Annotated in this window: 23 protein-coding genes; 9 read left to right on the top strand and 14 right to left on the bottom strand. The window is 64.8% G+C overall.

Annotated elements, in window-relative coordinates; translation table 11 throughout:
- Positions 1–155: 155 nt before the first annotated feature.
- Both IVA92_RS34645 and IVA92_RS34640 read right to left on the bottom strand, forming a co-directional pair.
- A complete protein-coding gene (locus IVA92_RS34645; protein ID WP_247281095.1) occupies positions 156–821 on the bottom strand; it encodes a methionine ABC transporter permease in 666 nt (221 codons plus the stop codon).
- Positions 811–1,962 (bottom strand): methionine ABC transporter ATP-binding protein, encoded by a 1,152-nt coding sequence (locus IVA92_RS34640; RefSeq protein ID WP_247281094.1) that lies wholly within the window; start codon positions 1,960–1,962, stop codon positions 811–813. The genes IVA92_RS34645 and IVA92_RS34640 overlap by 11 nt, the downstream gene beginning before the upstream one ends.
- Positions 1,963–2,296: 334 nt before the next feature.
- Between IVA92_RS34640 and nthA the strand changes: the two genes are divergently transcribed.
- The 3 genes from nthA to IVA92_RS34625 are packed head-to-tail and all read left to right on the top strand — an operon-like array spanning position 2,297 to position 3,968.
- Entirely contained in the window at positions 2,297–2,929 is a 633-nt protein-coding gene (gene nthA, locus IVA92_RS34635) for a nitrile hydratase subunit alpha (RefSeq protein ID WP_247281093.1), read from the top strand.
- Entirely contained in the window at positions 2,926–3,585 is a 660-nt protein-coding gene (gene nthB, locus IVA92_RS34630; RefSeq protein ID WP_247281092.1) for a nitrile hydratase subunit beta, read from the top strand. The genes nthA and nthB overlap by 4 nt, the downstream gene beginning before the upstream one ends.
- Positions 3,585–3,968 (top strand): nitrile hydratase accessory protein, encoded by a 384-nt coding sequence (locus IVA92_RS34625; protein ID WP_247281091.1) that lies wholly within the window; start codon positions 3,585–3,587, stop codon positions 3,966–3,968. The genes nthB and IVA92_RS34625 overlap by 1 nt, the downstream gene beginning before the upstream one ends.
- A gap of 121 nt (positions 3,969–4,089) precedes the next feature.
- Here the strand turns inward: IVA92_RS34625 and queC are convergent, their stop codons facing one another.
- On the bottom strand, positions 4,090–4,803 hold the full coding sequence (gene queC, locus IVA92_RS34620) for a 7-cyano-7-deazaguanine synthase QueC (protein WP_247281090.1): 714 nt from the start codon (positions 4,801–4,803) through the stop codon (positions 4,090–4,092).
- Positions 4,804–4,928: 125 nt separating this feature from the next.
- Between queC and mazG the strand changes: the two genes are divergently transcribed.
- Positions 4,929–5,783 carry a nucleoside triphosphate pyrophosphohydrolase gene (mazG, locus tag IVA92_RS34615; protein ID WP_247281089.1) on the top strand — a complete coding sequence of 285 codons (855 nt, stop codon included), beginning with the start codon at positions 4,929–4,931 and terminating at the stop codon, positions 5,781–5,783.
- A 59-nt stretch (positions 5,784–5,842) separates the two neighbouring features.
- Here the strand turns inward: mazG and hflX are convergent, their stop codons facing one another.
- The 4 genes from hflX to IVA92_RS34595 all read right to left on the bottom strand — a co-directional run bounded on the left by hflX (position 5,843) and on the right by IVA92_RS34595 (position 11,548).
- Complete coding sequence (gene hflX / locus IVA92_RS34610) at positions 5,843–7,240, bottom strand: GTPase HflX (protein WP_247281088.1); 1,398 nt, start codon at positions 7,238–7,240, stop codon at positions 5,843–5,845.
- Between the two features lie 11 nt (positions 7,241–7,251).
- Positions 7,252–7,500: an RNA chaperone Hfq gene (gene hfq / locus IVA92_RS34605; RefSeq protein WP_007591126.1), complete on the bottom strand. Its 249-nt coding sequence runs from the start codon at positions 7,498–7,500 to the stop codon at positions 7,252–7,254.
- Between the two features lie 248 nt (positions 7,501–7,748).
- The gene (locus tag IVA92_RS34600) at positions 7,749–9,119 is read right to left on the bottom strand and encodes a sigma-54 dependent transcriptional regulator (RefSeq protein WP_247281087.1); all 1,371 of its coding nucleotides are present in this window, start codon (positions 9,117–9,119) and stop codon (positions 7,749–7,751) included.
- Positions 9,120–9,136: 17 nt separating this feature from the next.
- Positions 9,137–11,548, bottom strand: a complete 2,412-nt coding sequence (locus IVA92_RS34595; protein WP_247281086.1) for a PAS domain-containing sensor histidine kinase — start codon at positions 11,546–11,548, stop codon at positions 9,137–9,139.
- Positions 11,549–11,722: 174 nt separating this feature from the next.
- Between IVA92_RS34595 and IVA92_RS34590 the strand changes: the two genes are divergently transcribed.
- Positions 11,723–11,869 (top strand): hypothetical protein, encoded by a 147-nt coding sequence (locus IVA92_RS34590; RefSeq protein ID WP_247281085.1) that lies wholly within the window; start codon positions 11,723–11,725, stop codon positions 11,867–11,869.
- Between the two features lie 166 nt (positions 11,870–12,035).
- Here the strand turns inward: IVA92_RS34590 and ntrC are convergent, their stop codons facing one another.
- The 3 genes from ntrC to dusB are packed head-to-tail and all read right to left on the bottom strand — an operon-like array spanning position 12,036 to position 15,655.
- Entirely contained in the window at positions 12,036–13,478 is a 1,443-nt protein-coding gene (gene ntrC / locus IVA92_RS34585; protein WP_247281084.1) for a nitrogen regulation protein NR(I), read from the bottom strand.
- 9 nt (positions 13,479–13,487) lie between these two features.
- A complete protein-coding gene (locus IVA92_RS34580) occupies positions 13,488–14,657 on the bottom strand; it encodes a nitrogen regulation protein NR(II) (RefSeq protein ID WP_247281083.1) in 1,170 nt (389 codons plus the stop codon).
- Complete coding sequence (gene dusB / locus IVA92_RS34575; protein ID WP_247281129.1) at positions 14,654–15,655, bottom strand: tRNA dihydrouridine synthase DusB; 1,002 nt, start codon at positions 15,653–15,655, stop codon at positions 14,654–14,656. The genes IVA92_RS34580 and dusB overlap by 4 nt, the downstream gene beginning before the upstream one ends.
- Here dusB and IVA92_RS34570 point away from each other — a divergent pair.
- The 3 genes from IVA92_RS34570 (at position 15,627) to IVA92_RS34560 (ending at position 17,732) form a co-directional block, all read left to right on the top strand.
- On the top strand, positions 15,627–15,875 hold the full coding sequence (locus IVA92_RS34570; protein WP_247281135.1) for a hypothetical protein: 249 nt from the start codon (positions 15,627–15,629) through the stop codon (positions 15,873–15,875). The two genes, dusB and IVA92_RS34570, sit on opposite strands and share 29 nt — an antisense overlap.
- Before the next feature lie 62 nt (positions 15,876–15,937).
- Entirely contained in the window at positions 15,938–17,119 is a 1,182-nt protein-coding gene (locus IVA92_RS34565) for a bifunctional 2-C-methyl-D-erythritol 4-phosphate cytidylyltransferase/2-C-methyl-D-erythritol 2,4-cyclodiphosphate synthase (RefSeq protein WP_247281082.1), read from the top strand.
- Between the two features lie 4 nt (positions 17,120–17,123).
- Positions 17,124–17,732 (top strand): CinA family protein, encoded by a 609-nt coding sequence (locus IVA92_RS34560; protein WP_247281081.1) that lies wholly within the window; start codon positions 17,124–17,126, stop codon positions 17,730–17,732.
- 7 nt (positions 17,733–17,739) lie between these two features.
- Here IVA92_RS34560 and IVA92_RS34555 read toward each other — a convergent pair whose 3' ends face one another.
- From IVA92_RS34555 to lipA, 3 genes are all read right to left on the bottom strand, one after another.
- On the bottom strand, positions 17,740–18,516 hold the full coding sequence (locus IVA92_RS34555; protein WP_247281080.1) for a mechanosensitive ion channel domain-containing protein: 777 nt from the start codon (positions 18,514–18,516) through the stop codon (positions 17,740–17,742).
- Between the two features lie 903 nt (positions 18,517–19,419).
- Complete coding sequence (locus IVA92_RS34550; RefSeq protein ID WP_247281079.1) at positions 19,420–19,890, bottom strand: type II toxin-antitoxin system RatA family toxin; 471 nt, start codon at positions 19,888–19,890, stop codon at positions 19,420–19,422.
- A 6-nt stretch (positions 19,891–19,896) separates the two neighbouring features.
- Positions 19,897–20,853: a lipoyl synthase gene (gene lipA, locus IVA92_RS34545; protein ID WP_247281078.1), complete on the bottom strand. Its 957-nt coding sequence runs from the start codon at positions 20,851–20,853 to the stop codon at positions 19,897–19,899.
- A 130-nt stretch (positions 20,854–20,983) separates the two neighbouring features.
- Here lipA and IVA92_RS34540 point away from each other — a divergent pair, with 130 nt between their 5' ends.
- On the top strand, positions 20,984–21,586 hold the full coding sequence (locus tag IVA92_RS34540; RefSeq protein WP_247281077.1) for a DNA-3-methyladenine glycosylase: 603 nt from the start codon (positions 20,984–20,986) through the stop codon (positions 21,584–21,586).
- Between the two features lie 89 nt (positions 21,587–21,675).
- Here IVA92_RS34540 and IVA92_RS34535 read toward each other — a convergent pair whose 3' ends face one another.
- Entirely contained in the window at positions 21,676–24,552 is a 2,877-nt protein-coding gene (locus tag IVA92_RS34535; RefSeq protein ID WP_247281076.1) for a valine--tRNA ligase, read from the bottom strand.
- Positions 24,553–24,607: the final 55 nt, after the last annotated feature.

The raw sequence follows: 24,607 nt of genomic DNA, 5'->3' as shown, positions 1-24,607 counted from the left end.
TAACTCAGGCTGTTTCGGAGTGCGATAGGAACAGCGTTAGAATCTCTCCAGACGTGTGCGCAGCAAGTGCGGCGAATGCGCTCAGTCGCGATTCGGAATTTGGAATGTTTCCAGGCAGACAAGAATCTGCCTGTCGGGAATATCTCGAAACGGCGTCAGCGATGCCGCAGCCGCCGGTTGACGCGGCGCGCCAGATAGTCGCCCGCGCTCTGAACGAGTTGTACCAGCGCAATCAGCACGACGACGACGGCGAGCATCATCTCCGGCATGAAGCGCTGATAGCCGTAGCGAATGCCGAGATCACCTAAACCTCCGCCCCCGACGGCACCGACCATGGCGGAATAGCCGAGCAGGCTGACCACTGCGAGTGTCAGCGCCAGCAGCAGGCCCGGCAGCGCCTCGGGGATCAGCACCTTGAGCACGATCTGGATTGGCGAGGCGCCGAACGAGGACGCCGTCTCGATCAGTCCACCATCGACCTCGCGGATGGCGGCTTCGACGAGGCGTGCGATGAACGGTGTCGAGGCAATCGTCAGCGGCACGATCGCCGCGGTCGAGCCGATCGAGGTGCCGGCGACGAGGCGCGTGAACGGGATGATGGCCACGACCAGGATAATGAAGGGCGTGGAACGCGTCGCGTTGACGATGACGCCGAGCACGCCGTTGATGGCAGGCGCTGCAAACAGCTCCCCCTTCCGGCTGGTTGCGAGAAAGACGCCGAGCGGCAGCCCGAAGACGGTGCCGAGCAGCGCCGCGGTACCGACCATGAACAGGGTTTCGCCTGTGGCCTGGATGATCAGGTTGATGAGTTCAGGCGACATGGCCGAGACGCTCCGCCGGGAATTGATATCGAGAAAGCCAGGCGAACGTCCGCGTCACCGCGTCCTCTCCGCCAAAAATGCCAACGGGAATGCCAAGAACGAGTGAGCCGACGTGCTGACCGCTGATCTCGTCGATGCGCGCCGAGAGCAGTGCAACGTCGAGATCGAGCTCACGGGCAAGCCGCGCCACCAGCGTATCGCCGGCGCCGGCGCCGCGGACCTGGACTCGGATCACGGCCTGCCCGCCTGCGACCGGCTCCGGAACAATGCGGCTCGCCAGCGATACCGGCAGACTGTCGCCGATCACCTCCGCCAGGAAGGATTGCGTGATCGGGTGCCTGGGATGGGTGAAGATGTCGGCGACGTGGCCGCTCTCAACCACATGGCCGGCGTCGAGCACCACCACTTCCTTGGCGAGCTGACGCACCACCGACATTTCGTGCGTGATCAGCACGATCGTCACGCCCAGCTCGCGATTGATGCTCGCGAGCAGGTCGAGGATCGCGCGCGTGGTCTGCGGATCGAGCGCGGAGGTCGCCTCGTCCGACAGCAGCACACTCGGCCGCGTCGCCAGCGCCCGCGCGATGCCGACGCGCTGCTTCTGGCCGCCGGAGAGCTCCGAGGGATAGCGATCGTGCTTGTCGGCGATGCCAACCAGCGCCAGCAGCTCGGCGACACGGGCCTTGGTGTCGGCCTTGCCCCAGCCAGCGATTTCGAGCGGCAGCGCGACATTATCGGCCGCGGTGCGCGACGACAGCAGGTTGAAGTGCTGGAAGATCATGCCGATCGAGCGCTGCGCCAGCCGCAGCTCGCGCCCTGCAAGCGCCGAGATGTCTCTGTTATCGACGATGACGCGGCCCGTGGTCGGCTTCTCCAGCCCATTGATCAGCCGGACCAGGCTCGATTTGCCGGCGCCGGAGCGGCCGATCACGCCGGTGATGGAGCCGCGCGGAATCGCGAAGTCGATGTCTTGCAGCGCCTTGACCCCGGGCTTGCCGCGATAGGCCGGATAGGTTTTTGAGATGCCTGCGAACCGGACCATCGCGTCCGACTCGGTCATGGCGGGTGAAATCGCTTCAGACGTCTGGATCGGCTGTCCGATCGCAAGCGATTGGTGGGCGTTCATGGCGGCGGCCTTCATGCACAATGGTCGCTTGCCCGCAAAAGCGCGCGGGAAGCCGGGTCGCATCGCGCGACGGAGATGGAACTGCGATGAGGGCTCAGAAAGCGCGCTGCATCGCAGCACGCACCATCGCCCTTTCAGACCCTTCTTGCAATCTCAGATATCGGCGGGCAGTTGGACAAAGTTTTCCCGATCGCTCCTTGGCGAAGAAAAATCATCTGCCGGGCTGTCGTCTGATCCGAGCACGGCGAATCCGGACCTGCGGCCCTGGCATCGACCTCACTTTGCATCCTACCGTGGCGCCAGCACGCATCCTCGACAGGCGGGGACCTTTGCGCCTATCTTTCGTCCCATGAGCCATGATCACGACCACCATCACCACGATCACGATCATTCCGAACTATCGGAAACCGAGCTGCGCGTGCGCGCGCTCGAGACGATCCTGACCGAAAAAGGTTACGTGGAGCCGGCCGCGCTCGATGCCATCATCGAGGCCTACGAGACCAAGATCGGCCCGCATAATGGCGCGCGCGTCGTCGCCAAGGCCTGGACCGATCCGGCGTTCAAACAGGCGCTGCTGGAGGACGGCTCAAAAGCCATCGGCACGCTCGGGCATGTCAGCCGCGTCGGTGACCATCTCGTCGTGGTCGAGAACACGCCGCAGCGTCACAACATGGTCGTGTGCACGCTATGCTCCTGCTATCCTTGGGAAATGCTGGGATTGCCGCCGGTCTGGTACAAGGCCGCGCCCTACCGCTCCCGTGCGGTGAAGGACCCGCGCGGCGTGCTCGCCGATTTCGGCGTCACGTTGCCGAAGAAGATCGAAATCCGTGTCTGGGATTCTACTGCCGAGACGCGCTTCCTGGTGCTGCCGATGCGCCCCGAAGGCACGGAAGGCTGGAGCGAAGAGCAGCTCGCCGAGCTCGTCACCCGCGACTCCATGATCGGCACCGGCTTTCCCAAGACGCCGGGAGCGCCGTCGTGAACGGCGTGCACGACATGGGCGGCATGGACGGGTTCGGTAAGGTCGAGCCCGAGCCGAACGAGCCGATGTTCCACGCCGATTGGGAATCGCGTGTCCTCGCGATGGTGCGGGCGATGGGCGCGGCCGGTGCCTTCAACATCGACACCTCGCGGTACTATCGCGAGACGCTGCCGCCGGACGTCTATCTGTCGAGCTCCTACTACAAGAAGTGGTTTCTCGGGCTCGAGGAGATGCTAATCGAGAAGGGCTATCTCACCAGGGAGGAGGTCGCTGCCGGCCACGCGATGCAGCCCGCAAAGCCGCTCAAGCACGGCAAGTTCGATCTCGCCAATGTCGAGCGCGTGATGGTGCGCGGCAAGTTCGCCCGCCCTGCCCCGGCCCCGGCGAAATTTGCGATCGGCGATCGCGTGCGCGCCAAGAACATTCATCCGGCGACGCATACACGGCTGCCGCGCTATGTGCGCGGCCATGTCGGCGTCGTCGAGCTCAACCATGGCTGCCACGTGTTTCCTGACACGGCGGCGATGGAGCGCGGCGAAAATCCGCAATGGCTCTACACGGTCGTGTTCGAGGGCCGCGATCTCTGGGGGGCGGACGGGGATCCGAACTCGAAGGTCTCGATCGACGCGTTCGAGCCCTATCTGGATCCGGCGTGATGAGCCGCACGCTTGCGGCCGCCGCGACGGCGGCCATTCCGAGCATTCCCCGTGACGACGACGGCCCGGTGTTCCGCGCGCCCTGGGAGGCGCATGCGTTTGCGATGGCGCTCACCCTGCACGAACGCGGCGTGTTCACCTGGCCGGAATGGGCCGCCGTACTGGCCGACGAGATCAAGCGCGCACAGGCCGCTGGCGATCCCGATACGGGCGAGACCTATTACCTGCACTGGCTCGCCACGCTGGAAGGCCTCGTCGCACGCAAGGGCGTCGCCTCGACGGAGACGCTTCACCGCTACCGCAACGCCTGGGACCACGCCGCCGATCGCACGCCGCATGGCAAGCCGATCGAGCTGCGGCCGGAGGATTTTTTTAAGGCGTAGCTGTCGCTGCCTTCGTCATTGCGAGCGTAGCGAAGCAATCCAGAATCCCTCCGCGGCGACAGTCTGGATTGCTTCGTCGCAAGGGCTCCTCGTCGACAGCAATGACAACGGAGCGAGACGCCTACCGCCCCGCCGCAAACTCCCGCCACCCCTTCGCACGCAGGCTGCAGGCCGGGCACTCGCCGCAGCCGTAGCCCCACTCATGCTGCGCGCCGCGTTCGCCGAGATAGCAGGTGTGCGACTGCTCGCGAATGAGATCGACGAGGCCGTCGCCGCCGAGATCGTGGGCCAGCTTCCACGTCGCGGCCTTGTCGATCCACATCAGCGGCGTATGCAGCTCGAAGGCTCTCGCCATGCCGAGCGAGAGCGCGGCCTGCATGGCGCGGATGGTCTCGTCGCGGCAATCGGGATAGCCGGAATAATCGGTCTCGCACATGCCGCCGACGATGTGGCTGATACCGCGCCGGTAGGCCAGCGCCGCGGCGAAGGTCAAGAACACCAGATTGCGCCCGGGCACGAAGGTGTTGGGCAGGCCGTCGGCGCCCATCGCGATCGCGACGTCCCGCGTCAGCGCCGACTCGGACACGGCCGCCAGCGTCGGGATCGACAGCGTGTGGCTGTCGCCGAGCCTTGCGGCCCAATCCGCGCGCAGGCCCTTGATGCCCTCGAGCAGGCGGTCGCGGCAGGCGAGCTCGATGGCATGGCGCTGGCCATAGTCGAACCCCAGCGTCTCCACGCGGGCGAAACGGCTGAGTGCCCAGGCGAGGCAGGTGGTGGAATCCTGGCCGCCGGAAAACAGCACCAAGGCGGTCTGCGATGAAAATGCGTCGCTCATGGTCCGCGCTTTAGCACTGCGCAGACCGCCCGCCAATCGGTGGAAATCGGCCTGTTCCGCCGCGCTCCGCTGGGAACGGGCGCCCGCTTTTGGCATAAGGTTTGGAGCCAGGAGACTGCCCCGCAATGACCCCTTCCCGCGACATCTCCCGCCTGATCGAGATCATGGCGGCGCTGCGCACGCCGGTGACCGGCTGCCCCTGGGACCTCGAGCAGGATTTCGCGACCATCGCGCCCTACACGATCGAGGAAGCCTATGAGGTGGTCGACGCCATCACACGGGGCGACCTCGACGATCTGCGCGAGGAGCTCGGCGACCTCCTATTGCAGGTCGTGTTCCACGCCCAGATGGCTGAGGAGCAGAACGCGTTCGCGTTTGGCGACGTCGTCGAAGCCATCACCCGCAAGATGATCCGCCGCCATCCTCATGTCTTCGCCGACAAGGACGGAAATCTCGCCTCCTCTCACGTCAAGGAAGTCTGGGACCGCATCAAGGCCGAGGAGAAAGCCGAGCGCGCCGCGCGCCGGCCGCCGGAGGACGCGCCGGCGCGCAAATCACTGCTGTCGGGCGTGAAGGCCGGCCAGCCCGCACTGACGCGCGCCATGGAGCTTCAGCGCACGGCCTCCACCGTCGGCTTCGACTGGAACGATCCGCGCGCGGTCTTGCAAAAGATCCGCGAGGAAGCCGACGAGATCGAGGCCGCGCTCGACCGCAACGACAAGCAGGAATTAGCGGAGGAGACGGGCGACCTGATGTTCGCCCTCGTCAACCTCGCCCGCCATGTCGATGCCGATCCGGAAAGCGCCTTGCGGGCGACGAATGCAAAATTCGAGCGGCGCTTCGCCTATATCGAACGCGCGCTGGAGGCGCAGGGGCGCACGCTGGAGCAGGCCTCGCTCGCGGAAATGGATGCGCTATGGAACGAGGCGAAGGTCGACGAAAAGCCGGCGTCGGAGGGACGCAAAGAAGTTCGCCGTTAACCAAAATGTCGTCCTGGACAAGCGCGCCTCAAGCGCGCGCAGATCCGGGACGACAGCGTCTACGCTGAGAGATGCGGCACCGCATCGAACCTAGACACCACGATATCCCGCTTGGTCTCGTCGACCCGCACGGTCATGTCGAAGCGGCCGTCGTGCAGCTTCTTGGACAGCACCTCGGAATTGCGATGCAGCCAGGAGATGCCGGCGCCGTCGGCGGCGTCGATGGAGAGATCCAGCGTGGTGCGTTTGGCCGCGAGCCGTTGCTCGATCGCGGCGAGCAGTGCTTCCACCCCTTCGCCCGACACGGCGGAGACCAGCATCGCCGGATGGTCCTCCGGCCTGCGTGCGGCGATGTTCAAAAGCTCTTCGCGCTGTTCGGCATCGTAACGATCGATCTTGTTCCAGACTTCGATGATGCGGCCGGAATCATCAGGGTTGATGCCGAGCTGGCGCAGCACCGCGTCGACGTCGCTCTGCTGCGCTTCGGCATCCTCATGCGAGATGTCGCGGACATGCAGGATGACGTCCGCCTCCAACACCTCCTCCAGCGTGGCGCGGAAGGCGGCGACGAGCTGTGTCGGCAGATTGGAAATGAAGCCGACCGTGTCGGACAGCATCGCCTTGCCGCCGTGCGGCAGGTTCAGCGCCCGCAGGGTCGGGTCGAGCGTCGCGAACAGCATGTCGGCGGCCTGCACGTCGGCGCGCGTCAGGCGATTGAACAGCGTCGATTTGCCGGCATTGGTGTAGCCGACCAGCGCGACGACGCGATACGGGACGCGCTGGCGCCCGGCCCGGTGCAGGCGGCGCGTCGCCTGCACCTTCTTCAGTTCGCCCTCCAGCTTGGAGATGCGCTCCTGGATCAGGCGGCGGTCGGCTTCGATCTGCGTCTCGCCGGGACCGCCCATGAATCCGAAACCGCCGCGCTGGCGTTCGAGATGGGTCCATGAGCGCACTAGGCGCGAGCGCTGATAGTTGAGATGCGCGAGCTCGACCTGGAGCGAGCCTTCCCTGGTCTTGGCGCGGCGGCCGAAGATTTCCAGAATAAGCCCGGTGCGGTCGAGCACCTTGGCGTGCAGCTCCTTCTCGAGATTGCGCTGCTGGATCGGCGCCAGCGCGCAATCCATCACCACGAGCTCGACATCGAGGCTTTTGATCAGCCCCGCGATCTCCTCGACCTTGCCCTTGCCGATATAGGTCGCCGGCCTGATCTGGCTGATCGGCGCGATAATGGCGTCGGCAATGACGAGATCGATCGCGCGCGCGAGGCCCGCGGCTTCATCGAGCCGGGCCTCGGCGTTACGCAGGACTTGATTAGACAAGCCATGGTTTTCCGATTGCACGTCGGCACTGCCCGCGCGCACACGCAAGTAGGGGCCGATGACAAGCACCCGCCCCGTCTGCTTAGCCCCTGCCGGCCGCGGACGGTCGGCATCCCCGTCGAAATTTCGGGGTTCCAATCAGATCACTCTCAAGCCGGCTGATCCTCGCCGCCTTCGAACAACTGGATCGGCGCACCCGGCATGATGGTCGATATCGCATGCTTGTAGACAAGCTGCGAGTGACCGTCGCGCCGAAGCAGCAGACAGAAATTGTCGAACCAGGTCACGATGCCCTGGAGCTTCACTCCGTTGACCAGAAAGATCGTCAGTGGCGTCTTGGTTTTGCGAACGTGATTAAGGAAGGTGTCCTGCAGGTTTTGTGCGCGGTCTGCCGCCATTGTTTTTATCTCGCTTTGAGTTTCTTTTTATTGCGCCGGTTGCGGCCCTCTTTTGAAATTCGGAGCCTCTTCCGGTTGCCGTGCCTCATGAGATCCCCCTCGGAAGGAACAGCTGTGCAATTAGAGGACAGGTGGGCTTATTAGGCAAGCCGCTTCACGCGGCAGCCCCAGCCGTATTGCCCCGAAAAACTACGGAAATCGATGATTTTCCTCGCTTATCTTTGATCTCTGACCGCCACCTGGCCGCGCTAGCCGACACCAAGCGCCTTCAGCTTCCGGTGCAGCGCTGAACGTTCCATGCCAACAAACTCGGCCGTGCGAGAAATATTTCCCGAGAAACGGCTGATCTGTGCAATCAAATAGTCGCGCTCGAATACTTCGCGCGCCTCGCGCAGCGGCAGCCCCATGATGTGCTCGCCATTGTTGCTGGTCGGCATCGCCGGCACCATGGAGCCGACGTCCTGCGGTAACATGTCGGCCGTGATGATGACTTCGGGCCCGCCCGCAGCCAGAATCATGACTCTCTCAACATTGTTGCGGAGCTGGCGCACATTGCCCGGCCAGACGTGCGATTGCAGCACCGCCATCGCATCCTGCCCGATCTGACGCTTCGGCAGGCCGCTGCCGGCCGAGATCTGCTCCATGAAGTAATCGATCAATTCCGGAATGTCCTCGCGCCGCTCCGACAGCGCGGGCACCCGGATCGGCACCACCGAGAGCCGATGATAGAGGTCCTCGCGGAAATGACCGGCCGCGATCTCCTCTTCGAGATTGCGCGCGGTGGAGGAGATGATGCGGACGTCGACCTGCACCTTGGCGGTGCCGCCGACGCGCTGGAACGACTGCTCGACCAGCACGCGCAGAATCTTGTTCTGGGTCTCGCGCGGCATGTCGGCAATTTCGTCAATGAACAGCGTGCCGCCATGGGCTTCCTCGAGCGCACCGGCCTTGCGCGGCTGTTCGCCGTTGGACTGCTCGACGCCGAACAGCTCATGCTCCATCCGCTCGGGCGTGATGGCGGCTGCATTGATGACGACGAAGGGTCCGTCGGCGCGGCCCGAGGCCATGTGCAACGTGCGCGCCGTCAGCTCCTTGCCGGCGCCGGCGGGGCCGACGATCAGGATACGGCTGTTGGCCTTGGCCGCGCGCTCGATGGTCTGGCGCAGCTGGTTCATGCTCGGCGAGCGGCCGACGAGCTGGCTGGCGCTCGGCGCGAGCTGCTTCAGCTCCTTGACCTCGCGCTTGAGGCGCGAGTTCTCCAGCGCTCGGGTCGCGACCAGGATCAGCCGGTCGGCCTTGAACGGCTTCTCGATGAAGTCATAGGCGCCGCGCTTGATCGCTGCGACCGCGGTCTCGATGTTGCCGTGGCCGGAGATCATCACGACCGGCAGATCGGCGTTGTCCTTCTTGACCTGCTCCAGGAGCTGCAAGCCGTCGAGCTTGGAGCCCTGGAGCCAGATGTCGAGGAACACCAGATGCGGTCTGCGGTTGGCGATCTCGGCCAGGGCCGTATCGCTGTCGCGCGCAGTCCTTGTGACGAACCCCTCGTCTTCGAGTATGCCGGCAACGAGGTCCCGAATATCGGCCTCATCATCGACAATCAGAATTTCACTTGCCATGGGTCGCGCCTGCCTTGTCAGCTACCTGTTGAGGCTTCGATTTTCGTTGAATCATTGGTCTTTTCAGTCGGCTTTTTGGTTCCGGCGGCCGGCTCTTTCGTTTCCGGGTCCTTGATGGATTCCGTAACGGCTTGCTTGTTGTCCGACTTGGTTGCTTCCTTGGCCGCGGCCGCCGGCTCGGCCGTCTCGGACTTCGCAGGTTGCCCGGAGATCGCAAAGCGCAACCGCATCCAGGCGCCGCGCTGGCCTTCGCGGAAGTCGGAAGCGTCCTTCAGCTCGATGCGTCCGCCGTGGTCTTCCAGCACGCGGCCGACGATCGCCAGCCCCAGGCCGGTGCCCTTGGCGCGCGTCGTGACGTAGGGCTCGAGCAACCGCGAGCGCGCGACCTTGGGCAGGCCGATGCCGTTGTCGATGACGTCGATCAGCACGTCCTCGCCCTCGCGCGACACCACGACGTCGATGCGGCCCTTTCCGTTTTCCTTGCCGAGCTCCTCCGGCGGGACCTGCTCGATCGCCTCGGTTGCGTTCTTGACGATGTTGGTGACCGCCTGGGAGATCAGTCGCCGGTCGAACTGGGCGCGCAGCGGATCCTCCTTGAACTCAGCCTCGATGTCGATCTCGGGATGGGCGACCTTCATCAGGAATACCGCCTGCCGCACGGTGTCGGCGACGTCCTCGCCTTCCATCACCGGCTTCGGCATCCGCGCGAAGCGGGAGAACTCGTCGACCATGCGCCTGATGTCGTCGACCTGGCGCACGATGGTGTCGGTGCACTGGTCGAAGACCTGCTTGTCCTTGTCCTCTGTGATGGTCTTGCCGAACTTGCGGCGGATGCGCTCGGCCGAGAGCTGGATCGGCGTCAGCGGGTTCTTGATCTCGTGGGCGATGCGGCGCGCCACGTCGCCCCAGGCCGAGGTGCGCTGCGCCGACACGAGCTCGGTGATGTCGTCGAGCGTGATGATGTAGCTGTCGCGCGGCTGGCTGGTCTTCTCGGCGCTGACGCGGACCGAGAGATTGCGCTCGGTGCCGTCGCGGGTGATCGTGATCTGGCCCTGCACCAGGCGCTGGGTCCCTTCCCGTGCCGTCTTCATCATTTCGTCGAGCTCGGGCAGCACGTCGGAGAGCGGGTGGCCGAGCGTCTCCGCTTCGGAGTGCCCGATCAGCTTCTCGGCGGAACGGTTGAGGATGCCGACGCTGCCGGAGGTGTCGACGCCGATGATGCCGGCGCTTGCCGATGACAGCACGGCCTCGATGAAGCGGCGGCGGCTGTCGATGAGGTCGCTGGCGTTGACGAGCTCGTCGCGCTGGCTGCGCAATTCCTGCGTCATCTTGTTGAAGGTCTCACCGAGCTGGGCAAGATCGCCTTCCGACTGGTGCACGGGCACCTGGACATGCAGATCGCCGGTCGAGACCGTGTGGGCTGCATTCATCAGCCGTCGGATTGGCGAGACCAGCGAGTTGGCGAAGTTGAGGCCGATCAGCACCGAGGCCATCAGGATGGTCAGCGCGATCACCGCAAACATCAGCGCAAACGCGACCTGGATACCGAGCCGTCGCGACTCGATCTGAGCGTATTCGGCGACGCTGACCTCGGTCTGCTTGAGCTGGTTGACGACGTTCGGATCGAGTGGCCGGGCGACGTAGAGGAACGTGTCGCTGAAGGCGCGCAGGCGGATCACCGCGGCGACGAAGCTCGCGTCCGGCAGCACCGCGATCTCGGGCTCGGACTCGTTGACGTTGCTGAGAAAGTCGGGCGCCGGCGGCGAATAGGCGAGCCGCATGCCGGTGTCGGCGGATTCCAAAATGTTGGTGTTCTTGTCGATGATCATTGCGCCCGGCAAATTGCGGGAGCCGGCGCTGGCGGTCAGCATCTCGCGGAACGAGCGGCGGTCCTGGTCGTAGAGCGGCCGGGCGTGCGCGATGTCGTTTGCCATGCCGAGAATGTCGCCGCGGATCAGCTGCGCATGGTCCTGCATGTAGGCCCGCGCGATCGTCAGCGAATTCTGGATCACCTCCTTGGTCGGCCCCGAGAATAGCCGGTCGAGGCCGCGCTCGATGGTGACGTTGGCGACCACGGCGACCAGCACCGCCGGCAGCACCGCCACGATCGAGAACAGGCTGACGATCTGGACATGGAGGCGCGCTGCCGCCCTGCCCCGCCGTCGCGCCAGGATCAGTTGCCAGAGTTCCCGGACGATGATCCCGACCAGGAGCAGGATCGTGGCCGCATTGATCAGATAGAACGAGCGGACCACCTCCGGCGTCGGCTCGATCTTGGTGAGGCCGGTCAGAACCAGGAAGGTCAGGAGGGCCGACAGCAGCGCCAGGGCCACGGCGAAGGGTGCCAGCCAGCGCCGCAGCGACCAGCGCTTGGGCTCTTCGGCTGGGGCCGTGTCAAAGGATGCGGCCGAGGTATCTGCGCTGGTCATTCCGGCAATGGGCTGCTGAAAACGGGTCCGCGGGCGCGCGGATACTGATGTATTCGTACCACATTGTTGCCGAATTGCGACAATTCCGCGGCGTCTCCGCCGCGACGGACGGCACATCCACAAGCAGATTCCGGTTGGACGGGAACGGATTCCCGCCGTCCCGGCTTGACGGGGATGGATAGATTTTTTCTCGCGACGATGGTCTCGGCCGTGCTTCTACTGATCGTGGCCGCCGACCTCCTGGTTAACGGGCTCGGCCTTCAGCAGCCGCTGGTGAATGTCGCCAGCGTGATGCCGGCATCCAGCCGACTTGTCAGGTAGATGATGCAGCGCCTTGCGGCCGAATGACCAATTTGTACGTGCGAGCGGAACATTTCAGTCCGATGCGGACTTCTGCCCACCGCGTCAGCCACAACGGCCAGCGCGATCCGGACAGGCTCAGCTCTGCCTTGGTAGGGGGAGCTGAGCCACCGTCCGTCCGGCACGACTATGCCCCGCTGCGGTAGACCTGGATGTCCAGATCCCGGATCTTCTTGCGTAGCGTATTGCGGTTGAGGCCGAGCAGGTCTGCGGCGCGGATCTGATTGCCGCGGGTGGCAGCGAGCGCGGCCGTGAGCAGCGGCACCTCGATCTCCTTCAGGATGCGGTGATAGAGACCCGGCGGCGGCACGCCGTTCGGGAAGCCCTGGAAGTGCGAGGATAGATAGGCCTCCACCGCGCCGCCCAGATTGTCGACGCCCTGCTGGACCGCCGCACCCGGGCTGACCGAAGGCGGCGCGAGCTCGCCGTCGATGACGGAGGCCGTGATCACGTCCTGCGGATAAAGCGCGGCCAAGCGCCGGGCGAGGTTTTCGAGCTCGCGCACATTGCCCGGCCAGCGGTGCTGCTTCATCCGCTCCAGCGCCAGCGCATCGAGTTTCTTCGGCGGCAATCCGTCCTTCTCGGCCAGCGTGAAGAAGTGCCGCACCAGATCAGGCAGGTCCTCGATACGCTCGCGAAGCGGCGGCAACCGCAGCGGCACGACGTTGAGACGGAAGAACAGGTCTTCGCGGAACAGGCCCTGCTGGATCAGGACGCGCAGATCCTTGTTGGAAGCCGCGACGATCCGCACGTCGGTCTTGATCGGGGTGCGGCCGCCGACGGTGGTGTATTCGCCCTGCTGGAGCACGCGCAACAGGCGGGTCTGCGCCTCCATCGGCATGTCGCCGATTTCGTCGAGGAACAGCGTGCCGCCCTCGGCCTGCTCGAACCGGCCCGAGGCGCGGGTGTTGGCGCCGGTGAAGGCGCCGCGCTCATGGCCGAACAGCTCGGATTCGATGAGGTCGCGCGGGATCGCCGCCATGTTGACGGCGACGAAGGGGCCGTTGCGCCGCTTGCCGTAATCGTGCAGCGCGCGTGCCACCAATTCCTTGCCAGTGCCGGACTCGCCCGTGATCATTACGGTGAGGTCGGTCTGCATCAGGCGCGCCAACACGCGATAGATCTCCTGCATCGCCGGCGAGCGGCCGACCAGCGGGATCGCCTCCATTTCGGCGTCGTCGTCCGGCGTCGAGACCCGCTCCTTCGGTTCGGCGAGCGCGCGGCCGACGATGGCGATCAGCTCCTTCAGGTCGAAGGGCTTCGGCAGATATTCATAGGCGCCGCGCTCGGAGGCGCGGATCGCCGTCATGAACGTGTTCTGTGCGCTCATGACGATGACGGGCAGATTGGGCCGCATCTTCTTGATCCGCGGCAAGAGGTCGAAAGCGTTCTCGTCGGGCATCACCACGTCGGTGATGACGAGATCGCCCTCTCCCTGGCTGACCCAACGCCATAAGGTTGCGGCATTGCCGGTGAGCCGCACTTCGTAGCCGGCGCGGGACAGTGCCTGATTGAGAACGGTGCGGATGGCGGTATCGTCATCAGCTACGAGAATGCTACCTGCGGGCATCGTTAATCCTCATCTTGCCCCCTGTGATGCAGGCGACGGCTTCCCGGCAGAGTCGGCGCGGCTGCTTTGATCGGCATGTTTCGCCGATGTGGAATACATCGGCATCAGCACGCGGAAGGTGGTCTTGCGCGGCTGAGATTCGCATTCGATGATGCCCCCGTGATCGCCGACGATCTTTGCGACCAGCGCGAGGCCCAGCCCCGAGCCGGTCTGCTTGGTGGTCACGAAGGGATCGAACAGGTTGGGCAGAAGGTCGTCTGGCACGCCTGGTCCGTTGTCTCTCACGCAGAATTCAAGCGGCAGGGATACCCGGGATTTTTGACCGGGGACTGACAGGCGCACGCCGGGGCGGAACGCGGTGGTGAGCTGGATCTCGGCGTCGGGCGCGTCGATCAGGGCTTCGGCGGCGTTCTTGACGAGATTGAGGAACACCTGGACCAGCTGGTCCTGGTTCGCCAGCACCGGCGGCAGCGAAGGATCGTAATCCTCGATGAAGCGGATGTTGCGGGCAAAGCCGGACTGCGCCAGCCGCTTCACGTGATCGAGCACAGAGTGAATGTTGACGGGACCGCGCACCACGGGGCGCTCGTCGCCGAACACCTCCATGCGGTCGACCAGCGTCACAATGCGGTCGGCCTCGTCGCAGATCAGGCGCGTCAGCATGCGGTCCTCGGACGAGGCCTGCTGCTCCAGCAATTGAGCCGCGCCGCGGATTCCCGACAGCGGATTCTTGATCTCGTGCGCCAGCATCGCGGCGAGCGCGATCACCGAGCGCGCGGCGCTGCGATGGGTGAGCTGACGGTCCATCTTGTCGGCGATGCTGCGCTCCTGGAGCATCACCACGATATGGCCGGGCCGCTCGGTGAGCGGAGCCACATGCAGGTCGACCTGGCGGTCGCCGCCCATGCGCGGTGTGCCCAGATCAACCTTGTATTCGTTGACCGGCGAGTTCGACGAGCGCACCTGGTCGATCAGTGCCAGCAGCGGGCTGCCGAACGGCACCAGCTCCTTGAGCGATTGCCGCTTCAAGAACTGCGTCGAGATTTCGAAGAAGGCTTCGGTCGCGATGTTGGCGGCGACGATCTTGCCGTCCGGGCCGATCATCAGCACGGGATTGGGCAGCGCATCCAAGATCGCATCGCTGTCGGACGGCCGGCGATGTTCGGCGGCTGAGCTCATGCAGCGGCCCTCCATGCGAAGTCGTCGAAGGCGTCTTGCAGCGATTGGTGAACGCGGCGCGGTTCCTCCGAGGTGAGTATCTTCTGGCGCCACGATTTCAGCGTCTCGGCCGGCGCGCCGCTGACCTCCGCCGCGACGTCGAGCGCCCAGCCCAGATGCTTGCGCGCATGCCTGAGGCCAATGCGCAAGCCGTATAGTGCGCAAACACCTTCATAGAGCGTGCGGACATAATGCAGCTGCGTCTCGAGCGCCGGCGTTGCTTCCTCTGCCCCGCCCTTCAGGCGGCGGCCGATCTGGCCGGGCAGCCAGGGCTGGCCCTGCGCGCCGCGGCCGATCATCACGGCATCGGCGCCGGAGGCCTCCAACGCCGCGAGCGCCTTCTCATAGGACGTGATGTCGCCATTGACGACGAGCGGAATGGAGATGGCCTCGCGCACGGCGCGGATCGCATCCCAATCGGCCTCGCCCTTGTAGAACTGGCAGCGGGTGCGGCCATGCACGGCGACGAGCTTGATGCCTGATGCTTCCGCGCGCCGCGCCAGCTCCGGCGCGTTGCGGCTGCGGTCGTCCCAGCCGAGCCGCATCTTCAGTGTCACGGGCACCTTGACCGCGGCGATCGTCGCCTCGATCAGGCTGACGGCATGGTCGAGGTCGCGCATCAGGGCCGAGCCGGACTGGCCGCCGGTGACGTGGCGGGCCGGACAGCCCATATTGATATCGATGATGTCGGCGCCTTCGGCCTCAGCGATCCGGGCGCCTTCGGCCATCCAATGCGCCTCGCAGCCGGCGAGCTGGACCACATGCGGACCGATTCCCGTCGCTTCGCAACGCAACCGCGACATCCGGTGGCCGTTGGCGAGTTCATCGCTGGCTGTCATTTCCGACACGACGAGACCCGCCCCAAGCTCCGCGGCCAACCGCCGAACGGGCGAGTCAGTCACCCCCGACATCGGTGCCAGGAAGACCGGGGTGGCGACATCAATATCGCCTATTTTCAACGGCTTAGAGCCGGATATTGCCGAGCCGGTCACAGGGGTCTCGTTGACTGGACAGGGCCTCATCGCGCCTGCCATGATCTATCTTGCGCACAGTTCTTGTGCAGTCAAGCGTCATGCCTACAGTTTAGACAGTTCTGCAAATCTTTCAAGTGCAGTGCAGCAAAATGCTGTTGCCCACAATGCGCCGGAAACCCCTTTTTTTGCGGGCCTGCCGTGCTAGAGGCATGCCACCAAATCACCCCACTCCCCGACTCGTCATCATCAACTGAGTATTTGAGTCCCATGGCGAAATCACAACGCACCGCGGCCGTCCTTGTCGCAGCCGGACGCGGCTTGCGCGCCGGCGCTGGCGGGCCGAAGCAATATCGCGAGATCGGCGGTGTGCCCGTGATCCATCGCGCCATGGAAGCCTTCAGCCGCCACCCCGAGGTGTTTGCGGTGCAGCCGGTGGTGAATCCCGACGATACCGCCATCTTCACGGCAGCGGTCGCAGGCCTCAAGCACGAGCCGCCGGCCAACGGCGGCGCCACCCGCCAAGCCTCGGTGCTCGCCGGCCTCGAAGCGCTCGCACGGCACAAGCCCGATATCGTCCTGATCCATGACGCCGCCCGCCCCTTCGTCTCGGAAGGCGTGATCTCCCGTGCGATCGAGGCGGCGAGCCGCACCGGCGCAGCGATCCCCGCCATTGCCGTCACCGACACGATCAAGCTCACCGGCGAGAACGGCCATGTCGAGGGCACGCCGGACCGCGCGCGGCTGCGAATCGCGCAGACGCCGCAATCCTTTCTTTTCGACGTCATCCTCGAGGCGCATCGTCGCGCGGCAAAGGAAGGACGCTCGGATTTCACCGACGATGCCGCCATTGCCGAATGGGCAGGATTGACGGTTGCAACCTTTGAAGGCGATGTTGCCAATATGAAGCTCACCACTCCCGAGGATTTCGTGCGCGAGGAAGCACGTCTCGCCGCCCAGCTCGGCGATATCAGGACCGGCACGGGCTATGACGTGCACGCCTTCGGCGACGGCGACCACGTCATGATCTGCGGCGTGCGCGTCCCTCACACCAAGGGTTTTCTCGCCCATTCCGACGGAGATGTCGGCCTGCATGCGCTGGTCGACGCCATTCTCGGTGCGCTCGCCGACGGTGACATCGGCTCGCACTTCCCGCCGAGCGACGCGAAGTGGAAGGGTGCTTCCTCCGACCAGTTCCTGAAATATGCCATCGAGCGCGTCGCGGCGCGCGGCGGCCGCGTCGCCAATCTCGAGGTGACGCTGATCTGCGAACGGCCGAAGATCGGTCCCTTGCGCGACATCATGCGCGCGCGCATCGCCGAGATCTCCGGCGTCGACATCTCCCGCGTCGCGGTGAAGGCGACGACCAGCGAGCGGCTCGGCTTCACCGGCCGCGAGGAAGGCATCGCGGCCACCGCGAGCGCCACCATCCGCCTGCCCTGGAGCCTGTAGGACCATGGGCGGCAGCGACGCACGCGCCCTCTCTCGCTCGCTGCTCGATTTGTGCCGGATGCGCAAGCTGACGATCGCGACGGCCGAGTCCTGCACCGGCGGCCTCGTCGCCGGCGCGCTGACCGACATCCCCGGTTCTTCCGACGTGATCGACCGGGGCTTCGTCACCTATTCCAACGACGCCAAGCGCGCGATGCTCGGGGTCGAGGCGAGCACGCTCGCCAATTTCGGCGCGGTCAGCAAGGAGACCGCAACCGCCATGGCGATCGGTGCCCTGGAGCGCGCCGATGTCGATCTCGCGGTCGCCATCACCGGAATTGCCGGCCCCGGCGGCGCAACGCCTGGCAAGCCGGTCGGCCTCGTGCACTTCGCGGCGGCGGCGCGCGACGGCCGCATCATCCATCGCGAGCACCGCTTCGGCGCGATCGGCCGCAGCGCCGTGCGCGCGCGCTCCGTGGTCGAGGCGCTGCGCATGCTGATGGACCTCGCCCGCGGCCCGCAAGTCCAGGTCAAGCCGCGCCCCGCAGCCGCAAGCCGTCTGCGTCCCCGCGTCACCCGCTCGCCACGCCGACACGCGGTGAAGCGCAGGCCGCCGCGCTCGCCGCGGGGCTGAGGCGCTCTCAGTCCGTCGACAGCAGCGCGCTTGCACGATCGAGCACGCGCTGCCTAACCGCATCGGCATCTGATGGATTGACCTTCGCGCTCACCGTCAATTCCACGACGGGTGCTGCGGGATCGGCAGCGATCACCTTTGACACATTGACCGACGGCGCGGTCCTGTCGTCGATGCGGGGATCGTCACGCAGCTCCTTCAGGATCTGGTCGGCCAACGCATTGGCCGCACCTGCCCTGACCGGAAACGCCACCTTGACTTCCCCCGTACCTGGATAGGCGCTGTGGTTGATGATGGCCGCGCCCCACACCTGCCCGTTCGGCAACAGGATCTGCGTATTGTCGAGCGCGACCAGCTCGGTCATGAACAGCGACAACGACTTCACCTTCCCCGCCTTGCCGGCGACCTCGACGTCGTCGCCGATGTGAAAGGGACGAAACAGCAGCAGCATCACGCCGGCGGCGAGGTTGGAGAGCGTGCCTTGAAGCGCAAGGCCGATGGCGAGTGAAGTCGCGCCCAGCACGGCAACGAGGCTCGCGGTCTGGATGCCGAAGAGCTGCAGCACGGCGATGCCGACCACCGCGAGCACGGCATAGCGAGCCACACTGGCGACGAACAAGGTCACCAGCGGATCGACCCGGTGCGTGACACTCAAGACGCGCGTGACGAAACGCTGCATTGCGCCGGACAGATACCAGCCGACCGCGAACAGCAGGATCGCGTAAATCGCGTTCAAGCCATACAGGACGAGCGATGCTTTCAACGTATCGAAATTGATGGTCATGGAAGCTCCAACCCGGACGAATCGGTTGAGAACTCGCGGCGGCGCGAAATGATCCCGGCGGATGTCGATGGGAACGCCAACCTGGTAGCCCGGATTGCGCTGCTCTCCATCTGGGCCACAACCCTTTGTGTTGCCCGTCGGGCAAGACACACAATTGCGCGGTCAATCCGCTCGCGTCAAAATATTCGCTTTTACAGAATTTCTGATTTTGCACATTGTCCGGCCACCTCATCCCTGTCAGAGGGGCGGATCGCGATCGTCACGAACGCGGGATGGGCCGTGGTGGACGCTGGCAGCACCGGCGCGAAGGGCATCGCAGGGCGGGCAACCGTGAGCGATCGCCGCGCGCAAACGACCGATGCGATCAGCGTACGGCAAAACCGTGTCGTCCTGACGCCCGGGGCCTGTGCGTCAAGTCTTGCGGTGATGCGTTTTCGTCCAACCGGGCGCGCGCATCAGCGATCCGCAAGGCGACGGGGGCAATAGTGCATCGCTCCCCGGGGAGAGCTCGGCATAAGCCGTCAAACCACTGCGCAGGGAAGGCCGGTTGTTTGGCTTCACCTGTATGCCGCTGTGCAGCTCTTCGTAGCGTAACTCCCGCACAGTGGACCGCGGGTGCCCAGCCGGCATCCGGTCTTCCCTGCGCCCTCTGACTTCAAGAGGGTGTCTCGACGAAGCAAAGCTCGGGCGAGAGAAAGCCGCGAGGACGCGCAGGTGTGTCTGCGATTGAGATGCCAATTGGAAAAGCTACCTGGATGCTCATCCTCAGTCATTTCCCAGCGGCTTGTCCGCCGAAGCTCGGAGAGCGAAGGCGGAAGCGAAGCAATCCAGAATGTTCCTCAGAGGGATTCTGGATTGCTTCGTCGCAAGAGCTCCTCGCAATGCCGGTGGAAAGAGTGCGGCCTACGTCGGCGCCAGCTTCGGCCGGCCATAAATCGCGTCCGCGCGTTTTTCGAACGCAGTGGAGAAGCGCGCGAATGCGGCGTCGAATATCGAGCCCATCAGCATCGCGAGCATGCGGCTCTTGAATTCATAGGCGAGAAAGAAACCGACATCGCAGACGCCCTCACCCTTGGGCTCGAACGTCCAGCGGTTTTCAAGATTTCTGAAAGGACCTTGCAGATATTCGACCAGGATTTTCAGATTGGCGCGGTCGAGTGTCACCCGGCTGGTGAAGGATTCCTTGACCAGCTTGAACGACACTGTCATGTCGGCGACCAGCACCTCGGTGCCGTCAGGTTTCGCCATGCGCTGACGCACTCTCAGCGCGCTGCACAGCGGCACGAATTCCGGGTATCGCTCGACGTCGGCGACCAGATCAAACATCTCGGATGCGCTGTGACTGACACGGCGCTTGCTCGAAAATTTGGGCATAGCGGTTCAGCGGGCGTTAGCTGCCCGCGCGGCCTTCAATCTCGCAAAATCCTCGCCGGCATGATGGGACGAGCGGGTCAGCGGGCTCGCCGACACCATCAGGAAGCCCTTGGTGTAGGCGACCTTCTCGTAGGAGGCGAACTCGTCGGGCGGCACGAAGCGCATCACGGCGTGATGCTTACGGGTGGGTTGGAGATACTGGCCGATGGTCAGGAAATCGACCTCGGCAGAGCGCAGATCGTCCATTACCTGGAGCACCTCGTGGCGCTCCTCGCCAAGGCCGACCATGATGCCGGACTTGGTGAAGATGGTGGGATCGAGCTCCCTAACCCGCTGCAGCAGCCGGATCGAGTGGAAATAGCGCGCGCCGGGCCGCACCGTGAGATAGCGCGACGGCACGGTCTCGAGATTGTGGTTGAACACGTCGGGCTTCGCCGCAACGACGACCTCGAGTGCCCCCTCCTTGCGCAGGAAGTCCGGCGTCAGGATCTCGATCGTGGTCGAAGGACACGCGGCGCGGATCGCACGAATGGTCTGGGCAAAATGCTCGGCGCCGCCGTCGGCGAGGTCGTCGCGGTCGACCGAAGTGATGACGACGTGCGCCAGCCCCAGCTTGGCCACGGCCTCGGCGACGTGCTGCGGTTCGGACGCATCGAGCGCGTTGGGCAGGCCGGTCTTGACGTTGCAGAAGGCGCAGGCACGGGTGCAGGTGTCACCCATGATCATGAAGGTCGCGTGCTTCTTGTCCCAACACTCGCCGATATTCGGGCAGCCCGCTTCCTCGCACACCGTGTGCAGGCCGTTGGCCCGCACGATGTTGCGGGTGTCGGCATAGCCGCGGGTATTGGGCGCGCGCACGCGAATCCAGTCCGGCTTCGGCGGCGAAGCGGAATCGGGCCGGTTCACCTTTTCAGGGTGGCGCGGGCGCAGCGGGTTCGTGATGGTATCGACAATAACGACCATGGGGTGTCCGGTCTGTTCAGGTCCTACCTAGTCGGTCTGGCTGAGCATCGCAACCCGGCTCGCCCCGCTTCAGCGAACATGGCAGATATGGGCAATATCCTGCTCTGTTCTCAGGCGATTCTCACCTCGAATGGCTCCAAGATCGAATGCCTCTCCGTTGCGGCTTGGCAAGCCGCTGAAGCGGACCTTTTTCGACCGCAGCGTCCACGAGGTCGCGCCCGACCTGATCGGCGCCACCATGCTGGTCGACGGCGTCGGTGGAATCATCGTCGAGGTCGAGGCCTATCATCATACCGACCCGGCCGCGCATTCCTATCGCGGGCCGACGCCTCGGAACCAGGTGATGTTTGGGCCGCCCGGCTACGCCTATGTCTACCGTTCCTACGGCATCCATTGGTGCGTGAACTTCGTCTGCGAGGAGGAAGGTTCGGCCAGCGCCGTGCTGATCCGCGCGCTGGAGCCGACCCATGGCTTAGCCGCGATGCGACGCCGCCGCCATCTCCAGGATTTGCACGCGCTGTGCTCGGGCCCGGGCAAGCTGACCGAAGCGCTCGGCATCACGATCGCGCACAACGCGCTGCCGCTGGATCGGCCGCCGATCGCCCTGCACGCGCGGACGGAGGATGTCGAGGTCGCTGCCGGGATTCGGATCGGCATCACCAAGGCGGTCGAGCTGCCCTGGCGCTATGGCATCAAGGGCTCGAAATTTTTGAGCAAGCCGTTTCCGAAGTAACGATCATTCCGGGATGGTCCGAAGGACCAGACCCGGAATCTCGAGATTCCGGGTTCGGCTCTTCGAGCCGCCCCGGAATGAGGACCAGATTAAGACGCCTGCTTGAGCCGCTCCAGCGCCTCCAGCAGCTTGGCCTTGCGGGCCAGCGCCGCCTCGCGCTTTTCGCGCTCCTCCTCGACGACCTCCTCGGCCGCGTTGGCGACGAACTTCTCGTTGGCCAGCTTGGACTCGGCGCGCTTGATGTCGGCGTCGGCCTTGCCGATCTCCTTGTCGAGACGCGTGCGCTCGGCGGCGACGTCGATTACGCCCTTCAGCGGCAGCGCGGCCACCTCGCCGCGCACAAGCAGTTGAACGGCGCCGTCAGGTGCGCGGTCGGCGAAAGAGATGTCGGAGAGCCGCGCCATGCGCTTGATGACTTCGGTCCAGCGCGGCGCGCGCTCTTTCGTCTCTGCCGAAACGCCCACGAGCACCAGCGCCGTCAGCGTCGCCGGCGGGATATTCATCTCGGCACGCACCGAACGGATCTGGGTGACGAGATCGATCACCCAGCCGATCTCGGCCTCGGCCGCGGGATCGCTGAAGTCGGCATGGTCGAAGATCGGCAGCACCCAGGCCGGCGAGACGAGCGGATCGGTCGGTCCCGTCGTCGCGGCGAGCATCGCAAGCTGCTCCGGCGTCGGCTCAACCGGCTTGAGCGGCCACGGCGCCAATGCGAGCAGGCTATCGCGCTTCGCCGTCACCTCCCACAGCTCTTCGGTGATGAAGGGCATGAAGGGGTGCAGCAGCTTGAGGATCTCGTCGCGCGCCCAGGCCACCATAGCGCGGGTTTCGTCCTTGGCGGGACTGTCGGGACCGAGCAGCACGGGCTTGGCGAGCTCGACATACCAGTCGCAATAGACGTTCCAGACGAAGCGGTAGATGCTGCCGGCGGCATCGTTGAAGCGATAGGCTCCGATGGCCTCGGTCACTTCTCGCGTGGTGTGCGCGCTCTCGTGCGCGATCCAGCGGTTCAGCGTCTGCTTCGCCTTCGCCGGCTCGAAGCCGTCGGGAACGGCACAGTGATTCATCTCCGCGAAGCGACAAGCATTCCAGAGCTTGGTCGCGAAATTGCGGTAGCCCTCGACGCGGCTGGTGGCGAGCTTGATGTCGCGGCCCTGCGCCGCCATCGCGGCCAGCGTGAAGCGGAGCGCGTCCGCGCCATATTCGTCGATCAGATGGAGGGGATCGATGACGTTGCCCTTCGACTTCGACATCTTGGCGCCCTTCTCGTCGCGGACGAGGGCGTGGATGTAGACGGTCGAGAACGGCACCTCCTTCATGAAGTGCAGGCCCATCATCATCATGCGGGCGACCCAGAAGAAGATGATGTCGAAGCCGGTCACCAGCGCATTGGTCGGATAATAGCGCTGCACCTCGGGCGTGTCGTCGGGCCAGCCGAGCGTCGAGAACGGCCACAGCGCCGACGAAAACCAAGTGTCGAGCACGTCCTCGTCGCGCGTGATGAAGCCTTCGCGCTTGTTGCGATCGAGCGCCATCTCACGCCCCTGCTCGGCCGTGATGACCTCCTGCTCGACGTAGTAGCCGAGCGCGTGGCTGACGGCCTCCTCCTCGGTCTCGGCGACGAACACCTTCCCATCCGGACCGTACCAGGCCGGGATCTGGTGGCCCCACCAGAGCTGGCGCGAGATGCACCAGGGCTGGATGTTCTCCATCCACTCGAAATAGGTCTTTTCCCAGTTTTTCGGCACGAACGTCGTTTCGCCCGAACGCACCGCCGCGATCGCGGGCTTCGCCAGCGTCTTGGCATCGACATACCATTGATCGGTCAGATACGGCTCGATCACGCTGTTCGAACGATCGCCATGCGGCACCATGTGGGTGTGCGGCTCGATCCGCTCGACGAAGCCGAACGATTCCAATCGCTCGACGATGCGCTTGCGTGCGACAAAGCGGTCGACCTTGTGGAATTCCTCGGCGAACTGCCCGGCGCCTTCCGGCAGGTCACGCAGATAATCCTCGTTGTCGAGGAGATCGAGAGAACCCTCCCTGTCGAGGACGCTGATCCGGCGCAGGCCGTGGCGATTACCGAGCTCGAAATCGTTGAAGTCGTGCGCCGGCGTCACCTTCACCGCGCCCGAGCCCTTGTCCGGATCCGAATAGTCGTCGGCGACGATCTGGATCTTGCGGCCGACCAACGGCAGGATGACGTTCTTGCCGATAAGCTTCTGATAACGCTCGTCCTCGGGATGTACCGCCACGCCGGTGTCGCCGAGCATGGTCTCGGGGCGCGTGGTGGCGACGACGATGAAGCTCGAGGGATCCTCAGGGCTGAACGTCTTCCCCTCGATCGGATAGCGCAGATACCAGAGGCTGCCCTTGACCTCGACCTGCTGCACTTCGAGATCGGAGATTGCGGTCAAGAGCTTGGTGTCCCAGTTCACCAGCCGCTTGTCCTTGTAGATCAGCCCCTGGCGGTGCAGCTCGACAAACACCTTGACGACGGCCTTCGACAGGCCCTCGTCCATGGTGAAGCGCTCGCGCGACCAGTCGCAGGACGCGCCGAGCCGCTTGAGCTGATTGATGATGGTGTCGCCGCTCTCGGCCTTCCACTGCCAGACCCGCTCCAGAAACTTCTCGCGGCCCATCTCGCGGCGGCCGGGCTCTTGACGCTCCATCAGCTGGCGCTCGACCACCATCTGGGTCGCGATGCCGGCATGGTCGGTGCCGGGCTGCCACAGCACGTCGCGGCCGCGCATGCGCTCGAACCGGCACAGGATGTCCTGAAGCGTGTTGTTGAGGGCGTGGCCCATGTGCAGCGAGCCCGTCACGTTCGGCGGCGGGATCACAATGGTGAACGGCACCGCGTCGCGGCGGTCGGGGCGGCCGGCCTTGAAGGCAAGGCTGTCCTCCCACACCACGGACATGCGGGTTTCGATATCGGCGGGCTGGTAATTTTTCTCGATCATGGGGCTGTTAGAAAGCCGCGCGCGCGGTTCAAGTCAACGGGAAGCTCGACGACAG

Origin of the sequence: Bradyrhizobium sp. 154 (assembly GCF_023073875.1) — a bacterium.
Classification (GTDB): domain Bacteria; phylum Pseudomonadota; class Alphaproteobacteria; order Rhizobiales; family Xanthobacteraceae; genus Bradyrhizobium.
This window is presented reverse-complemented; position numbering and strand designations above follow the sequence as displayed.

Bases quoted from the DNA above. Each gene is read 5' to 3' on its own strand.
- IVA92_RS34645 (WP_247281095.1), bottom strand. From the start codon at position 821: ATGTCGCCTGAACTCATCAACCTGATCATCCAGGCCACAGGCGAAACC.
- IVA92_RS34640 (WP_247281094.1), bottom strand. From the start codon at position 1,962: ATGAAGGCCGCCGCCATGAACGCCCACCAATCGCTTGCGATCGGACAG.
- nthA (WP_247281093.1), top strand. From the start codon at position 2,297: ATGAGCCATGATCACGACCACCATCACCACGATCACGATCATTCCGAA.
- IVA92_RS34625 (WP_247281091.1), top strand. From the start codon at position 3,585: ATGAGCCGCACGCTTGCGGCCGCCGCGACGGCGGCCATTCCGAGCATT.
- queC (WP_247281090.1), bottom strand. From the start codon at position 4,803: ATGAGCGACGCATTTTCATCGCAGACCGCCTTGGTGCTGTTTTCCGGC.
- mazG (WP_247281089.1), top strand. From the start codon at position 4,929: ATGACCCCTTCCCGCGACATCTCCCGCCTGATCGAGATCATGGCGGCG.
- hfq (WP_007591126.1), bottom strand. From the start codon at position 7,500: ATGGCGGCAGACCGCGCACAAAACCTGCAGGACACCTTCCTTAATCAC.
- IVA92_RS34600 (WP_247281087.1), bottom strand. From the start codon at position 9,119: ATGGCAAGTGAAATTCTGATTGTCGATGATGAGGCCGATATTCGGGAC.
- IVA92_RS34595 (WP_247281086.1), bottom strand. From the start codon at position 11,548: ATGACCAGCGCAGATACCTCGGCCGCATCCTTTGACACGGCCCCAGCC.
- IVA92_RS34590 (WP_247281085.1), top strand. From the start codon at position 11,723: ATGGATAGATTTTTTCTCGCGACGATGGTCTCGGCCGTGCTTCTACTG.
- ntrC (WP_247281084.1), bottom strand. From the start codon at position 13,478: ATGCCCGCAGGTAGCATTCTCGTAGCTGATGACGATACCGCCATCCGC.
- IVA92_RS34580 (WP_247281083.1), bottom strand. From the start codon at position 14,657: ATGAGCTCAGCCGCCGAACATCGCCGGCCGTCCGACAGCGATGCGATC.
- IVA92_RS34565 (WP_247281082.1), top strand. From the start codon at position 15,938: ATGGCGAAATCACAACGCACCGCGGCCGTCCTTGTCGCAGCCGGACGC.
- IVA92_RS34560 (WP_247281081.1), top strand. From the start codon at position 17,124: ATGGGCGGCAGCGACGCACGCGCCCTCTCTCGCTCGCTGCTCGATTTG.
- IVA92_RS34555 (WP_247281080.1), bottom strand. From the start codon at position 18,516: ATGACCATCAATTTCGATACGTTGAAAGCATCGCTCGTCCTGTATGGC.
- IVA92_RS34550 (WP_247281079.1), bottom strand. From the start codon at position 19,890: ATGCCCAAATTTTCGAGCAAGCGCCGTGTCAGTCACAGCGCATCCGAG.
- lipA (WP_247281078.1), bottom strand. From the start codon at position 20,853: ATGGTCGTTATTGTCGATACCATCACGAACCCGCTGCGCCCGCGCCAC.
- IVA92_RS34540 (WP_247281077.1), top strand. From the start codon at position 20,984: ATGGCTCCAAGATCGAATGCCTCTCCGTTGCGGCTTGGCAAGCCGCTG.
- IVA92_RS34535 (WP_247281076.1), bottom strand. From the start codon at position 24,552: ATGATCGAGAAAAATTACCAGCCCGCCGATATCGAAACCCGCATGTCC.